Consider the following 14,847-nt stretch of genomic DNA (forward strand, 5'->3'; position numbering starts at 1 on the left):
TTAACTTAAAACGATGAATAAAATGAGAAAATTATTTTTCCTTACTGCGGTGGCTGTCTTTGCTGCAAGTTCCATGTTTGCACAAAAGTCGGCTCTGAGAGATGCCAAGAGATCTTTAGGAAGCAACGACCTGAATGAAGCTCGCACCCTGATAAAACAGGCCACTACTAACGCAGAAACCGCCAATGATCCTGAAACCTGGAAAATCTTTGGAGATATCGGTAACAAGGCATTCGACAACGAAAGAACCAACGAAATGCTGGGAAAACAGGCGAATCAGGAAGTGATGTTCAACGGGTTGCTGGAATCTTACGTACCGTACCTTAAAGCCGATTCACTAGGTGAGTTGCCGGATGAAAAAGGCAAAGTGAAAAACAAATTCAGAAAAGACATCGCCGGAGTTTTAAAAGCTAATCATCCTTTCTACATCAACGGGGGAATTTTCTTTAACGAAAAACAACAATATGCCAAAGCTTCCGATTTCTTCGAAATATACTGGAACATTCCTTCGTTACCGATGTTTGCCGGACAGAAAGACCCTTTTCTGATCGACAGTACTTTTCAAACCATTAAATATTATGCCATTATCACGGCTATTCAGGCGCAAGACCATAAAAGAGCATTGGCTATGCTGAAAAGAGCGGCCAGTGAACCTTTTATCGCCAACAGTGCTTATCAGGAAAGCGATATTTACGAACTTATTGCCAGCGAATATATTCAACAGGGAGATACTGCTAAATATATAGAAACTCTTTACGAAGGAGCGGAAAAATTCCCCAAAAGCAAGTATTTTACTCCTAATCTGGTAAACGTTTTTATCCGTCAGGGCGACAATCAGAAAGCCATGGAATACCTGGATGAAGCCATTAAGAACGATCCTTCCAACGCGTGTGATTTAAACAGTGTAAAAGGGGCATTATTGGCAGAAAAAGGAGATTTTGCAGCAGCTGAAGAAGAATATAACAAGGCATTAACGCAAGATCCCAATTGTGAAAGAGCGCTTGAAGCACTTGCGGTGAACTTTATCTTGCAGGCTCAGAATCTGAAGGAAAAAACAGCAACCATGTCGGACCGCAAATTGCAGTTGGAAAATGACAAAAAAACGGTCGATTTTTACCAAAGAGCATTGCCGCACCTGGAGAAATTTACCAAGTCATTGAAAGACAGGACTGCCGACAAAACAGAGATTGACGGCGCTTTAATGAAACTCAGAAATGTTTATTATAACTTAAGCATGATGGGTGTTGACAAATCTGCACAACTGAAACAAGTGGAAGCAGAACTTGGGTTGTAAATTGAAACGATTATTTAATAGCATAAAGAGAAGCGGCATCGGTAAAAACCGATGCCACTTTTTTTATCTATGCAAACAGGATAGAGATTAAATTAAACATAATAGTAATTATAGGAAAAATATCCGTGTTTAAATTAATGGGCGAAATTCGTAGTTTTTTATTACTTTTGTACTGTAACATTATTTGACATTGTCTTCGGTTCAGGATATGAATAAAAAAAACGATCAACGATACAACCTTCGCGGTGTTTCCGCCTCAAAAGAAGATGTGCACGATGCCATAAAAAATATCGATAAAGGAATTTATCCGAAAGCATTCTGCAAAATAATTCCCGATATACTTGGCGATGACCCGGATTTTTGTAACATCATGCATGCTGACGGTGCCGGAACTAAATCGTCACTGGCGTATGTTTACTGGCGGGAAACCGGCGATATTTCCGTTTGGAAAGGAATCGCGCAGGATGCGCTCATCATGAATATTGATGACTTGTTGTGCGTTGGCGCTACCGATAACATACTGTTGTCTTCCACCATTGGGCGCAATAAAAACCTGATCCCAGGAGAAGTAATTTCCGCCATTATAAACGGCACAAACGAGCTTTGCGAAGAACTATCGTCGCTGGGCGTACGTATTTATCCTACAGGCGGAGAAACGGCCGACGTGGGTGATTTGGTGAGGACGATCATTGTGGATAGTACGGTGACTTGCCGCATGAAACGCAAGGATGTTATTGATAATGCCAATATACAGGCCGGAGACGTTATTGTTGGTTTATCCTCTTCCGGGCAAGCCACCTACGAAAGTGAATATAACGGCGGTATGGGGAGTAATGGCCTAACCTCTGCCCGCCACGATGTATTTGCCCATTATCTGGCACAGGATTATCCCGAAAGTTACGATGCTGCCATTCCTGAAGATTTAATCTATTCGGGCAATATGCGGCTCACTGAACAAATAGAAAACCTGGGAATGGATGCCGGGAAGTTGATTCTGTCCCCTACTCGCACCTATTCGCCAATTATATCATTGATATTAAGGGATTTGCGTAGGTATATCCACGGAATGGTACATTGCTCCGGAGGTGCACAAACAAAAATCATGCATTTTCTTAACGATGGTCTGCGCGTTACAAAAGACAACCTCTTCCCTCTTCCTCCTTTGTTCAAACTTATTCATGATCAATCGAATACCGATTGGAAAGAAATGTACAGAGTTTTTAATATGGGACATCGAATGGAAATTTACCTGCCGGAAGTTTATGCTTCGAAGGTGATTGAGATTTCCAGATCGTTTAATGTTGATGCACAGGTAGTTGGACGTGTGGAGAAATCAAATATCCGGGAATTGGTGATTGAGAGTGAATTTGGAAGGTTTGTTTATTCCTAAATCCTCATTCGTTGTACCTCCCAATGGAAAAACATAATATCATCAAACAAAACGATTAAATTCCTTTCAAGAAAATCAGAGGCATCATACTATGTCAGAAAACTCATTATTGGATAAACTCAATCATTTGGTCACCCGTTTCGAAGAGATAGGAACGTTGATTACCGACCCTACAATCATAGGCGATATGAAGCGTTTTGTAAAACTCAACAAAGAATACCGGGAGTTGGAAGAAATTGTGGAAGCCCGAAACGAGTATAAACAGGCACTAGACTCCATCGAAGAAGCCAAAATAATTCTGGAAACCGAATCGGACACTGATTTACGTTTGCTTGCCAACGAGGAACTCTCTGCCAACACCCAGAAACTTCCGGAATTGGAAGAGAAAATAAAGCTTTTGCTTATTCCGGCCGATCCTGAAGACGAAAAAAATGTGATCATGGAAATTCGTGGCGGTACGGGAGGCGATGAAGCATCGATTTTTGCAGGGGATCTGTATAAAATGTACACCCGGTATTGCGAAAGCAAAGGGTGGAAAACCGAAGTATCCAGTTACACAGAAGGTACAGCGGGTGGTTTCAAGGAGATCATATTTACGGTTAGTGGCGAAAATGTTTACGGAACTTTGAAATACGAGTCGGGCGTTCACCGGGTGCAACGTGTTCCGGCGACCGAAACTCAAGGCCGTGTGCACACCTCGGCTGCCACTGTTGCCGTGCTGCCTGAGGCGGAAGAATTTGATGTAGAAATCAATCCTGCCGATATAGATTTTCATACAGCACGTTCCAGTGGCGCCGGAGGGCAGAATGTAAACAAGGTGGAAACAAAGGTTCAGCTTACCCATAAACCCACCGGTATTGTGGTGGTTTGCCAGCAGGCCCGTTCGCAATTGGCTAACCGTGAACTGGCCATGCAGATGTTGCGTGCCAAGCTATACGATATTGAACTTACCAAACGCCAGGGCGACATAGCTTCGCGGCGAAAGACCATGGTGTCCACCGGTGACCGTTCGGCTAAAATCCGCACGTACAACTATCCGCAGGGACGCATTACCGATCACCGCATCAATTACACCGTTTATAACCTTTCCGCATTTATGGACGGTGACATCCAGGATGTCATCAATCAGCTTATCGTAAGCGAAAATGCTGAACGGATGAAGGAAGCGGAAATCTAGTTGAATCTAGACAAAAACACAAGTTATATTTAATTATATGACCTATGAAACAAAAAATTTTGTTACCGACACTTCTGTTGTTAATCAGCGTATCTTTATCCGCACAAACGGAATACAAGATACCGCGTTTACGCATTAGTACATCGGGAGGATTGGGTTATTTGGTTGCGGAAGGAAGTACCGGCGATGCCGGTTCTATCGTCAATGTTGAAAAAATCACGCAATTCAACAATGATTTGAGGTGGACTCCCTCCTTGAACGCAGATGTGCATTATCTATTCAAAGATTGGGGATTGGGAGTGAAGTATATTTTCAATACTTCCTCTGCCACGGCGACGGATCTCATTGTGGATGTCCAGGATAACCAGCATTATCTGGTTGGCGATGCATTGGAAAAGATGTATGTAAACTACGTGGGACTTTCTGTATCAGGACAATACAGGTTTGGAAGAGAAGAGAGATTTCAGTTTTTTGCTTCTTCTTCAGGCGGTTATGCCCGATTGCGGGACGAAAGCCACGTATTAATGAGGAACATGTTGATTACGGGAAATGCTTACGGTGTAAATTACGAGATGGGAATTGAATATTTTTTAAATTCAAACTTTTCATGGGGATTGAATACCGCATTTTTCTGGACAAATTTTTATACGGTGAAAGTGACGGACGGTATCAGTACCGAAGTGAAAAAATTGGGAAGAGAAGACAACATCAATGTTTCCAACGTAAATTTAACAACCGGTCTGCGGTATTACATCAACAAATAAATGAAGCGTCATGAAAAAGAAGATCATTTATCTGCTTACTGTTGTTGTCCTGTTCATTTCCTCTTCGTGCAACAACGATTTTCTGGAAGAAAACAAAAAACAGGTTGATGGATATCATCTCGATACACCTCTTTTTGTGCAGCCTGTCTCAGCATACACCGAAGCCTCAGTTACCCTTCCCGATTTAAAAAACAAAGGTTTCAGGATACTCCAGTATCCGAAAATTATTCATTTTGAAACTTTTGACGGACATATAGATGAGTCGGGAAAATTGTCATTCCGAATAAAAGTGGATGCATACGATAATCCCGTTCAACTGGAGCCACAAAACCTGGGAAGCATCATTTTAAATGTAGAAGAATTTGGACTCCTGTCTATAAACGTTCAAAGCATAAACTGGGGAATGCCAAAAGCATCCGTTCGCGAAACGCTGGTTGACTTTGATTTGTTAAGGGACAGAAAAGAACTTAGAATTGAGAATTTTGCCGACGGAATACTTTTCTATAAATTGACGAAAAAGCCGTCGTGGCTGGAGGTGAGCAAGTCATCCTGGGACAGTGATAATATAAAGACAGGAGATGTAAACTATCTGGAACCAAACAGATACTATACCCTTTTTCTAATTCCTGATGCCGATGAATTAAGCCCGGGAGTGCATGAAGGTGAAATTGTCTTCGAAACATCCGACCCGGAACACCCTCTTCTCAAGATTAACGTAAAAATTAGAGAAAGGACATACGAAAATCCGGAAACGATGATCCCCATAGAAGGTGAAGTGGTGGATGCAGAATTTGATAAAACCACAAACACAGCGGTCTTTATTACCCGCAATCCGGCAAAACTGGTTGCGTTCAATGCCGACACCGGTATGAAAAAAGAAAAACTGTTGGACAAAAATCCCTATTGCGTTGGCTTGTCTGCCGAAAGTAACACAATTCTGCTAGGAGAAAGTGGGCAGATGAAGTTCATCGATTTATCCACGTTCACCGTAAAAGAAAAGGTTGTTCTACCGTATATTGTTGCGGATATTGTCGATGGTGAAAATGGTCATTACTATTATTCGAACAAGGAAGGGGAGATCTACTCCTTTAACCTTTCGTCCAAAGAGGTAAAAAAACAGTCCATTGCCGATTCATTCGGGTATGGAATAAAAGCGGATATCCTATTGAAAGTAGGAAATAAATCGCAGTTGGCATTAACCGGAAGTTTTGTTTCCCCAAATGGCTTTTATCTGATCGACGCAGCCGTGCCGGATGATTTGAAACTCGTCCATGATTGGCACGAAAGCTTTGGAAAGAAATTACTGACCTCCGAAGATTTCAAATACCTGTTTTCTTTTACCAGTTCCATCTACAAATTTCCGGATGAAAATACCGGCAATACGATTCACCTGTTGGGTGAATTAAGCTTGCAGTCACATACTGGAATTACCTGGATGCATCATTCGGCCTTAACCTCTTCTGTTTGGATCTCCTACAGTCCTTATGATCCTTCCCAAAGTTGGTTTAAAGAGGTTATTGCGGAATACGACGACAAAACCTTTGACCTAAAACGTACTATCGCACTAAACGAATATGTGGCGACATACAATGGAACAAAGGATTATTACCATACGTCTGCCCGTTATTTTTTCTCCACCAAAGCGGGGAATAAATTATTTCTGATAAAAAATATCGATGTTGCTAGTCCTCCGGCCGACACTTGGCACATCGAAATTATTGATGTTTAAAAATAGCACTATCGCGTTGTGCCATAAAAGCAGCAGCCAAACTTGTCTGAATTATGCCACGGCGAGCAATATTCTGATAAAATTGAACAAGATATGACCAAACAACAGCTTTTTGCACAAATTCAAAAAAAGAAATCTTTTCTTTGTGTGGGATTGGATACCGATATCAAGAAAATTCCGGAACATCTGCTGGAAAAAGAAGATCCGGTTTATGCCTTTAACAAAGAAATTATCGATAAAACGGCACCCTATTGCGTGGCATACAAGCCTAACCTGGCTTTTTACGAAAGTCAGGGAGTGACCGGTTGGCTAGCGTTCGAAAAAACGGTAGCCTACATCAGGCAGCGGTATCCCGACCAATTTGTGATAGCCGATGCCAAACGGGGCGATATCGGCAATACCAGTGAAATGTATGCTCGTACATTTTTTGAAACTGCCAGGGTGGATGCCGTAACTGTAGCACCGTACATGGGCGAAGACAGCGTAACTCCTTTTCTGAATTACAACGGGAAATGGGTTATTCTGCTCCTTCTTACAAGCAATAAAGGGTCACTAGATTTTCAGTTTGTTCAGGATCAAAACGGTGAGCGTTTGTTTGAGAAAGTACTCCGCAGGTCGCAGGCATGGGCGTCGGAAGACCAAATGATGTACGTTGTGGGCGCTACACAGGGAAAATTATTCGAAGAGGTAAGAAAACTCGCTCCCGATCATTTCTTCCTTGTTCCAGGCGTAGGAGCTCAGGGTGGGTCGCTGGAAGAGGTTTGCCGATACGGAATGAACGCAGCATGTGGCTTATTGGTCAACTCTTCGCGCAGTATTATCTATGCCGACAGTACCGAGACATTTGCGGAAGCTGCCGGCAAGGAAGCCCGAAAACTGCAGGTGGAGATGGCGGAAATGCTGGAAAGGTTTTTATAATTTCGTTCCTATCACCCAGATCTTCTCGCTGTCGGCAACAGTGGTAGCAAAAAGGTACACGTCCCCACCCTCTCTCAATCCGGTTTTTCGTCGGATCTCGGCAACGGACAATGGAAAATTGCGGACAGCGATGTTCGCTTTTTTTGTCAGTGATAGAAATAATTTTACGTTTTTTTTGTTCGGTACAAACCATTCCTTCACTTCAAACACGCGTCCGGGAAAAGTGGAAATTTGGTTATCGGAAGTATACAGGTGGCTGTTTACGTGCAGTTTTTGAACAGCATACTGTTGTGCTACACTTTTGAAGGCTCCCGCTTTGAGGATGGAAGCATTGGGTTCGTAAAGGTATTTACCGATAGTTCTGGTAAAAGGAATCTCGAGGCTGCGCTCTTCCTCCGGAGTAAAGGAAAACACTTCAATGTTGCCTCCTTTATTCAGATTAACAGCATAGTACACCGTATCCTCAGCCTGGGAAGAAAGTAAAAACAGCAACTCTTTGCATTCGTTCTCCACGGAGACAACATGAACTTCACTCACCTTTTTCAGGCTTCTTACCGCTGATGAAATATCGAGCATGGGTGAGAATTTAATCACAACCAACTTTGCTTTGGTCAGCAAAGCATTCTGAATTTCAGACACATCTGGAGAACAGTCTTCTATCCGGATCACTTTGCGTCCTGCATCATCCCGGCGCGCCGGATCCAGGAAAACCATGTCTGTAAGGGACATTTTTTCTACAAAAGTTTCACTTGCTTCGTTCTTTACCACAAAGCCTTGCAGGCCAAGTGTTTGGAAATTATTGGCGGCTATCTCACAAAGCTCCGGGTCTTGTTCCACGTAAACCGACAGTATAAATCGTTGGGAGAGAATGGTGAAATCCACCCCCATCCCGCCGGTCAGATCCACAAAGGTTTTGTATCCGTCAGGAATCAATGAAACCTTATAGTTGGCAGTGGCTTCAGACGATGCTTGTTCCAACGATAAATGAACCGGATAAATGATCTCATCGTTGACATAAAAAAAAGGAAATTTCTCTTTTGCTGTTTGGCGTCCTGAGATTTGTTTTAAAATAAACTCAACATTCAATTCCCTCTGTTTCCCGTTATCGAGTTTCAACGCCAGTTCCCGTACATCGTGTTGTTCGTTCTGGCGGATAAAATTCTTTTGCTGCTGAGTCAGTTTCATTTTGTGAAAATAAAAAACAACCTGACTATCGAAATAGCAGGTTGTTCCTATCAACTAAAAAATTATTATTTTATGGATCAAGTATTCTTGATTTCAAGCAGACAAAAGCCTTATGCTTCTGCTTCCACTTTCGGAAGAACCGATACGAATGAACGGTTGTTGTGACGTTTACGGAAAACCACAACACCGTCGATCAACGCAAAAAGCGTATGATCTTTACCGATTCCTACGTTTTCTCCCGGGTGATGAACCGTTCCCCGCTGGCGAACCAAAATGTTGCCCGCTTTTGTGGTTTCTCCACCAAATATTTTAACGCCCAATCGTTTACTTTCCGATTCGCGGCCGTTCTTTGAACTTCCTACACCTTTCTTGTGTGCCATTTTCTTCTGATTTTAACTGATTAAGCAATAATTTCTTTAACCCTTACTTCTGAAAACTGTTGACGGTGGCCGTTCAGTTTCCGGTAACCTTTTCTTCTTTTCTTCTTGAAAACGAGAACTTTATCTCCTTTTACGTGCGAAAGAACTTCTACAATCACTTTTGCTCCTTCAATGACGGGAGCACCCACTTGTACATCGCCATCGTTATCGATGAGCATCACTTTTCCAAATTCCACCTCACTGCCCTGATCGGCATTGATTCTGTGGACAAATAACTTTTGGTCTTGCTGAACTTTAAACTGCTGACCTTGGATATCTACAATTACGTACATATTAAATAACTTATACGTTATATGCCTGAGGCGAGCGGCGTTGTGCCCCTTCTTATTGAGCCTATTAGCGAATCGAGGTGCAAAAGTACATAATTTTTACGAAATTGCCAAATATGTGAAGTATAAATTTACCGACAGGATGATATGTAAGTTCATTTTTCAGTTTCCCCATTCCTTATTCGGGCCGGCTCCCATCTGTAGCGTCAATGTTCCGCCCCGGATGATGTCAGCGTAGTCGATATAACATTTGTTCCACGTTTTTCCGTTGAGGGTAGCACCCTGAATATAGCGGTTCTTCACAGAATTATCTTGGGCTTCGATGGTAAATGTTTTCCCCTGTGCATACCGGGGATCTAACCTGATAGTTATTTTTGAAAACACCGGACTGGTAATCTCTAGACGGGTTTCACCGGGACACACGGGATGAAGTCCCGATGCAGCCAGCACGTACCAGGCCGACATCTGTCCGATATCCTCGTTTCCGACCAACCCCTCCACACTGTTGTGATATGCACGCGAACAGATTTCGCGCGTCCATCTTTGAGTTAGCCAGGGAGCACCCAGCCGGTTAAACAGAAACGGCACATGATGTACAGGTTCGTTGGCATGGTTGTAATAATCGTTCCATAACATATCTTCCGGTACATTTTCAAAAAAGGAGATAAGGTCTTTGATTACCTTCTCCCGGCCACCCATCAGGTTGGCCATACCTTCCAAGTCATGCGGCACAAACCATCCCTGCTGGTAGGGGTTGCTTTCCACACAGCCGTAATTCTGGGTCAACCGCCCTTTTTCAGGCCAAGGAAGCCAGTCACCGCTCCCTTTCTTCGGCCTGAACCAATTGACAGAAGGATTGAAAATATTCCGGTAGCTTTGTGCTCTGACAGCGTAAAGCTTTTCGTCTTCCGGTTTATTCAGGTGATGGGCCAGTTGCGAAAGACACCATTCGAAATAAGCATGTTCGAGGGTTGTTGAAATCCCGTCAGAGAATCCTTTTTCACCGTTGCCGAATTTTTCAACCGTCTGCCGGGAGTATGTATAAGCTTTAGCGATATCAAAATTCCGTATTCCCTTGGCATAGGCATCCGTGATGATAGAAACGGCCGGATTGCCGATCATGCACCCACTATAAGCGTTCAGAAATTCCCAGCGCTCCAGATAATCGTTTCCGCTTTCTTCGGCAAGGGTCACCAACGAGTTGATCATGTCACTGACCACCTCCGGGTTGATGATCGTTTGCAGAGGAAACTGGCTTCGGAAAACATCCCAGCCACTGAAAATCGTGCGTTTGGTAAATGTGGAGCGTTGACGGATTTTCCCGTCACCCCCGGGATAGTTTCCGTCCACATCGGTAAATGTTCGCGGATCGATCAGGGTGTGATAAAGGGCGGTATAGAAAATCGTTTTTTCATCTTTGGTGCCCCCTTCCACGCTAATCTTTTCAAGTGCTTCATTCCATAACTCCCTGGCAAGGACATGTATTCGGTCAAAATCCCAGTCGCTAATTTCCGCCTGCAGGTTCTTTTCGGCCCCCTCCAGGCTGACAAACGAGATGCCGGCTTTCAGCAAAACCTCTTCCCGGTCTTTGGTGGCAAATTCAGTGAAAAAACCCAGGTGCTTTCCTTCCATCTCCTGTACATTGCGGAATACCGGTGCTTGGGCAACAAGCGCCTGATACTCCGGACTAGTCACCTCTTCTCTTTTACGGACACACGAATCCGGGATTTCGGCACTCCAAACCCCCGTATTGATAAAAGGCTTACTGAATTGGGCATAAAAGTAGACGGTATAATCCGCTTTTCCGTCACCGTTTCCCCATCCGCCTCCTTCCGGAGTGCATTTCATCCATCCCCGGATTGTATGGTCGTCCATCACCTGGATAAACTGGTGAGTTGATGTGCCGCCGACTCTTCGCGCAAGGTCAACCTGAATACGTGATTGGTTATGCTCTGGAAACGTAAAGCGCATGATCCCACTATGAGGAGCGGCAGTCATTTCAGCGCGAATACCATAATCTGTCAACGTTACGCCGTAATACCCGGCAGATGCTGTTTCGTCTTCTTTTGAGTAGCGGGAGCGGTATCCTTCTTCCGGTTTTTCTTCTTTTCCGGCTGCTGTTTTTAATTCACCGGTTACGGGCATAACCAGAAAATTTCCCAGGTCGCCATACCATCCGGTACCGCTCATTTGGGTAAAGGCAAATCCTTCAATGGTCGTATGTTCATTGCTGTAACCGGAAGCATTGTCTCCTCCTGTGATTGTATTCGGACTGAGTTGAGTCAGTCCAAAAGGAGTAGCGGCGCCGGGGAATGTTTTTCCCAGTCCGTGACTGGCACCGGCTTTCTCCATGTTGGTACTGGCACCAATAAAGGGGTTCACGTAATCGGCAGGTTGTTGAACACGGTCGGAGCAACCTGTTATTAAAGCAAATAAAATAGCCACGGTGTTGGCTTTAATCAAATTCTTTTTAAGCATGTTGTTTGACTTAGTTTATTTTTCTTATCAACAGTACAATGTTTGAAATTGCTATTTCTCGATGTCAAAATAGGCATTTCCGATGTTATCGATAATGTCCGAAGCTGTAAAACTTCGGGCGTGAATCTTCGTTGCCGACAAGTTTGCCGTTAAACCGTGGATAAAAACACCTGCTTTAGCTGCGTCCAAAGGCTCATAACCTTGTGCGAGCAAGCTTGTGATGATACCTGTCAGTACATCCCCGCTTCCGGCTGTAGCCAACGCCGGGGTTCCGGAACTGTTGACATAAACATTTTCTGAATCGATAATCAGCGTGTAAGCTCCTTTCAGAACGATAATTAACCGGTATTTTTTTGCGAATTCCCTTGTTTTATATATCTTATCATAGTCTTCGTTCCACACCCCAATAAGTCTGAAAAGTTCTTTTGGATGAGGGGTCAAGATTGTTCTTGAGGGTAATAGGGCTAACCATTCTTTATTCTTCGACAAAATATTCAATCCGTCAGCATCGATAACCAGAGGGGATTTATTCTGCTGCAAAAAGCGGTAAAAAGCATGTTGTGTTTCCGGTGATTCGCTTAAGCCCACACCGGCCCCGACGGCATCCGGATGTATGGTGAAATCGATTCCCGTAATGTGTGTGTCGTTTCTGTCTTCAACCACCATCGCTTCGGGAAAAGCGGATTGAAGAACCGATGTTCCACATTTGGGTACATATGCAGTGACCAGTCCGCATCCTGTTTTCAAGGCCGCCCGGGATGCCAGGCAGACTGAGCCCATCTTCCCGATGCTTCCGCCGATAAGCAAACTGTGTCCTTGAGTACCTTTATGAGCAAATTTATCCAACGGTTTCAGCAGTTCTTTTATTTCTTGTTTTGTGATAAAGTAAAAAGCGGTTTTCGCATCACTGATGGCCGTTTCGTTTAGTCCAATGTTTATCAGATACACCTCTCCGGTGAAATTTCGGTTGTCCGGCAAATACAGAGCAAGCTTGGGGATCTGCATCGTTACCGTTTCTGTGGCGTGAACGGCAAAATAAGTTTTTCCGTTCATCGACAATCCGCTAGGTACGTCGATGCTGATGATTTTTTTCCCGCTCCTGTTGATTTTTTCAATCACTTCACGGGCTATGCCTGTCACTTCCCGATTAAGCCCTGTTCCAAAAATAGCATCAATAATTATCTCAAAGCCGGACAAGGAAGGGAGATCACCGGTTGAGGTAATTTTTTTAATCGGAATATTTTCAACTTTGGCACGACGAACATTGTGCGCGCAATCTTCGGAATAGTGCTGACTGTACTCTACTATAAAAACATTAACCTTGTATCCCGATTTCTGAAGCATTCTTGCGACAACCAATCCGTCACCGCCGTTATTTCCCGTTCCAGAAAATACCGAAACAGGAAGGTTTTTATCGGTAAACCTCGTTGTAAACCAGTCGAAGAAAGCCTTTGATGCTCTTTTCATCAGTTCCAGCGAAGAAATGTTTTCGTAGGTAGTTGTCTTTAAGTCAATCTCCCTGATTTGTTCGGCAGTGAGTATTTTCATTTTCATCGGTTTTAGCACGCTAAGTTATCTTTTTTCCCTGTAAAAACAAAAACAGGCATCCAATTTCTTGAATACCTGTTTTAGTTGTGCGCAGAATGAGACTCGAACTCACACGCCGTAACCGGCACTACCCCCTCAAAGTAGCGTGTATACCAATTTCACCACCTGCGCAAACATGTTTGCGAAGTGCCCGGAACAGGACTCGAACCTGCACATCGTTTCCAACACTAGTCCCTGAAACTAGCGCGTCTACCAATTCCGCCATCCGGGCGTGCTCCACTACTTATAGAAATATACGGCCACTGCCGTGTTCATTTTTTGTGGCTGCAAAGTTAAATCTTTTTTAAACCTTTACAAAATATTTTTCAGGTTTTATTTTCTCGGAAACTGTTTTAAATCCAATTTTGGGTCAATTTTCTGAGGAGTGTAAATCAATTCGTCCCACATTATCTTTTCTTGTTTCGAAGCAGCCTCTCTTCCCAGGATCGCACTCAACGTTGAGTGGCAGCCCGATTCCAGTTGGTTTAAATAATTCCCGCTGGTAATGCTTTCGATGAAAGCTTTGCCTTTGTTGGGGTCGGCATCGTCCAGTGAAGATGAACTGGCACCTTTTGCTATGGATTCCGGAGTCAGTTCCGATGCAGAACGCACAATTCCCGAATCCCATTTGTTGTCGCCGTTGATAAAGACTCCTCCGCTGTAATGTGCTTCTGCCAACCCTTTGGTCCCGATGAATCGGGCGCATACATCACCAAAAACTTTTCCGAACTTGGAAGAATGAACAGATACGTTTACATCGTTGGGATATTTGTATATTACCTGGTAGTTGGTCCAGGCATTTCCAAAATCTGGTCCGCCCTTTTTGCTGCCGTCTCCAATTGCGTATAGCGGAGTGGTACCGAGAATCCAGTTGCAAACATCGATCATATGAATGGCCTGGTCGAGGTAACATCCTCCCGAAATTTCGTGGAAATGATAGTGGTTCCGGATACGCATCTCATCGTACGACATTCCTTCGTAAGGTATTATGGCAGCACCCGATGAGAAATAGTAAAGTTGTACTGTAACAAGTTCACCTATATCGCCTCTTTTTATTCTTTTTGCCATTTCAACGTAGGGTGTTGCGTAACGGATCTGAAAACCGTCGAAAGCCGAAATCTTTCCGTTAATGGTATTGGCTGTCCGGATAATCTGGTTGCATCCGTCCGCATCAACCGCTAACGGTTTTTCGCAATAAACATGTTTTCCGGCAGCTACGGTATCTTCCAGTATTTGAGGATGTGAGTAGCCGGGAGAAGCAATGATGACAGCATCTACCTCTTTATCTTCCAATAACCTGAGATAAGCGTCTGATCCAACATATGTTTTGTTCTTAGCTGCTGCCGCATAGTTTCTTTTTTTGTTCAGTCCATTAGCAAACTCTATTCCTTTGATGACTTTATCTTCAAAGATATCGGCAAGGGCAGTGATATGAATGTTGGCATTGTCGGCCATGCTGCCCAATATTCCCGTTGCGCGAGACCCACACCCAATCAGCCCGATCCTCACGGCAGAATTGGTATTGGATGCAAAAACAATTTCGGGCTTTAAAATGGTCAGCGTAGAGAGTGCAGATACATTTCTTATAAAATTTCGTCTGTTCATATGGCATACAT

At 43.7% G+C, this 14,847-nt stretch carries 12 protein-coding genes and 2 tRNA genes; 6 read left to right on the forward strand and 8 right to left on the reverse strand.

The features are described from left to right. Positions 1-22 precede the first annotated feature (22 nt). The 6 genes from AACM02_RS09095 (at position 23) to pyrF (ending at position 7,272) form a co-directional block, all read left to right on the forward strand. Positions 23-1,294, forward strand: coding sequence for a tetratricopeptide repeat protein (locus tag AACM02_RS09095; RefSeq protein ID WP_339116761.1), 1,272 nt, complete (start codon positions 23-25; stop codon positions 1,292-1,294). A gap of 208 nt (positions 1,295-1,502) precedes the next feature. Continuing rightward, positions 1,503-2,684, forward strand: a complete 1,182-nt coding sequence (locus AACM02_RS09100; protein ID WP_339116762.1) for an AIR synthase related protein — start codon at positions 1,503-1,505, stop codon at positions 2,682-2,684. 91 nt (positions 2,685-2,775) lie between these two features. After that, positions 2,776-3,861: a peptide chain release factor 1 gene (gene prfA / locus AACM02_RS09105; RefSeq protein ID WP_339116763.1), complete on the forward strand. Its 1,086-nt coding sequence runs from the start codon at positions 2,776-2,778 to the stop codon at positions 3,859-3,861. Positions 3,862-3,905: 44 nt separating this feature from the next. Beyond that, a complete protein-coding gene (locus tag AACM02_RS09110; protein WP_339116764.1) occupies positions 3,906-4,625 on the forward strand; it encodes a hypothetical protein in 720 nt (239 codons plus the stop codon). Positions 4,626-4,635: 10 nt separating this feature from the next. Beyond that, on the forward strand, positions 4,636-6,354 hold the full coding sequence (locus AACM02_RS09115) for a hypothetical protein (protein WP_339116765.1): 1,719 nt from the start codon (positions 4,636-4,638) through the stop codon (positions 6,352-6,354). Between the two features lie 93 nt (positions 6,355-6,447). Further along, on the forward strand, positions 6,448-7,272 hold the full coding sequence (gene pyrF / locus AACM02_RS09120; protein ID WP_339116766.1) for an orotidine-5'-phosphate decarboxylase: 825 nt from the start codon (positions 6,448-6,450) through the stop codon (positions 7,270-7,272). Here pyrF and AACM02_RS09125 read toward each other — a convergent pair. The 8 genes from AACM02_RS09125 to AACM02_RS09160 all read right to left on the reverse strand — a co-directional run bounded on the left by AACM02_RS09125 (position 7,267) and on the right by AACM02_RS09160 (position 14,836). After that, positions 7,267-8,457 carry a class I SAM-dependent methyltransferase gene (locus AACM02_RS09125; RefSeq protein WP_339116767.1) on the reverse strand — a complete coding sequence of 397 codons (1,191 nt, stop codon included), beginning with the start codon at positions 8,455-8,457 and terminating at the stop codon, positions 7,267-7,269. The two genes, pyrF and AACM02_RS09125, sit on opposite strands and share 6 nt — an antisense overlap. Before the next feature lie 110 nt (positions 8,458-8,567). Beyond that, a complete protein-coding gene (rpmA, locus tag AACM02_RS09130) occupies positions 8,568-8,837 on the reverse strand; it encodes a 50S ribosomal protein L27 (protein ID WP_214062416.1) in 270 nt (89 codons plus the stop codon). Between the two features lie 20 nt (positions 8,838-8,857). Further along, a complete protein-coding gene (rplU, locus tag AACM02_RS09135; protein ID WP_214062417.1) occupies positions 8,858-9,169 on the reverse strand; it encodes a 50S ribosomal protein L21 in 312 nt (103 codons plus the stop codon). Between the two features lie 159 nt (positions 9,170-9,328). Then, the gene (locus AACM02_RS09140) at positions 9,329-11,644 is read right to left on the reverse strand and encodes a GH92 family glycosyl hydrolase (protein WP_339116768.1); all 2,316 of its coding nucleotides are present in this window, start codon (positions 11,642-11,644) and stop codon (positions 9,329-9,331) included. Positions 11,645-11,695: 51 nt separating this feature from the next. Next, positions 11,696-13,192 (reverse strand): NAD(P)H-hydrate dehydratase, encoded by a 1,497-nt coding sequence (locus tag AACM02_RS09145; RefSeq protein ID WP_332457602.1) that lies wholly within the window; start codon positions 13,190-13,192, stop codon positions 11,696-11,698. Between the two features lie 87 nt (positions 13,193-13,279). Further along, a tRNA-Leu gene (locus AACM02_RS09150) sits at positions 13,280-13,363 on the reverse strand. A 16-nt stretch (positions 13,364-13,379) separates the two neighbouring features. Beyond that, positions 13,380-13,463, reverse strand: a tRNA-Leu gene (locus AACM02_RS09155). Between the two features lie 101 nt (positions 13,464-13,564). After that, positions 13,565-14,836, reverse strand: a complete 1,272-nt coding sequence (locus AACM02_RS09160) for a Gfo/Idh/MocA family oxidoreductase (RefSeq protein WP_339116769.1) — start codon at positions 14,834-14,836, stop codon at positions 13,565-13,567. Positions 14,837-14,847 lie beyond the last annotated feature (11 nt).

The organism is Petrimonas sp. (assembly GCF_963921705.1).
Lineage (GTDB): Bacteria > Bacteroidota > Bacteroidia > Bacteroidales > Dysgonomonadaceae > Petrimonas > Petrimonas sulfuriphila.

Excerpts from the sequence above, each read along its gene's own strand:
- pyrF (WP_339116766.1), top strand. The coding sequence starts at position 6,448 with ATGACCAAACAACAGCTTTTTGCACAAATTCAAAAAAAGAAATCTTTT.
- prfA (WP_339116763.1), top strand. The coding sequence starts at position 2,776 with ATGTCAGAAAACTCATTATTGGATAAACTCAATCATTTGGTCACCCGT.
- AACM02_RS09125 (WP_339116767.1), bottom strand. The coding sequence starts at position 8,457 with ATGAAACTGACTCAGCAGCAAAAGAATTTTATCCGCCAGAACGAACAA.
- AACM02_RS09145 (WP_332457602.1), bottom strand. The coding sequence starts at position 13,192 with ATGAAAATACTCACTGCCGAACAAATCAGGGAGATTGACTTAAAGACA.
- rpmA (WP_214062416.1), bottom strand. The coding sequence starts at position 8,837 with ATGGCACACAAGAAAGGTGTAGGAAGTTCAAAGAACGGCCGCGAATCG.
- AACM02_RS09095 (WP_339116761.1), top strand. The coding sequence starts at position 23 with ATGAGAAAATTATTTTTCCTTACTGCGGTGGCTGTCTTTGCTGCAAGT.
- AACM02_RS09115 (WP_339116765.1), top strand. The coding sequence starts at position 4,636 with ATGAAAAAGAAGATCATTTATCTGCTTACTGTTGTTGTCCTGTTCATT.
- AACM02_RS09100 (WP_339116762.1), top strand. The coding sequence starts at position 1,503 with ATGAATAAAAAAAACGATCAACGATACAACCTTCGCGGTGTTTCCGCC.
- AACM02_RS09140 (WP_339116768.1), bottom strand. The coding sequence starts at position 11,644 with ATGCTTAAAAAGAATTTGATTAAAGCCAACACCGTGGCTATTTTATTT.
- rplU (WP_214062417.1), bottom strand. The coding sequence starts at position 9,169 with ATGTACGTAATTGTAGATATCCAAGGTCAGCAGTTTAAAGTTCAGCAA.
- AACM02_RS09110 (WP_339116764.1), top strand. The coding sequence starts at position 3,906 with ATGAAACAAAAAATTTTGTTACCGACACTTCTGTTGTTAATCAGCGTA.
- AACM02_RS09160 (WP_339116769.1), bottom strand. The coding sequence starts at position 14,836 with ATGAACAGACGAAATTTTATAAGAAATGTATCTGCACTCTCTACGCTG.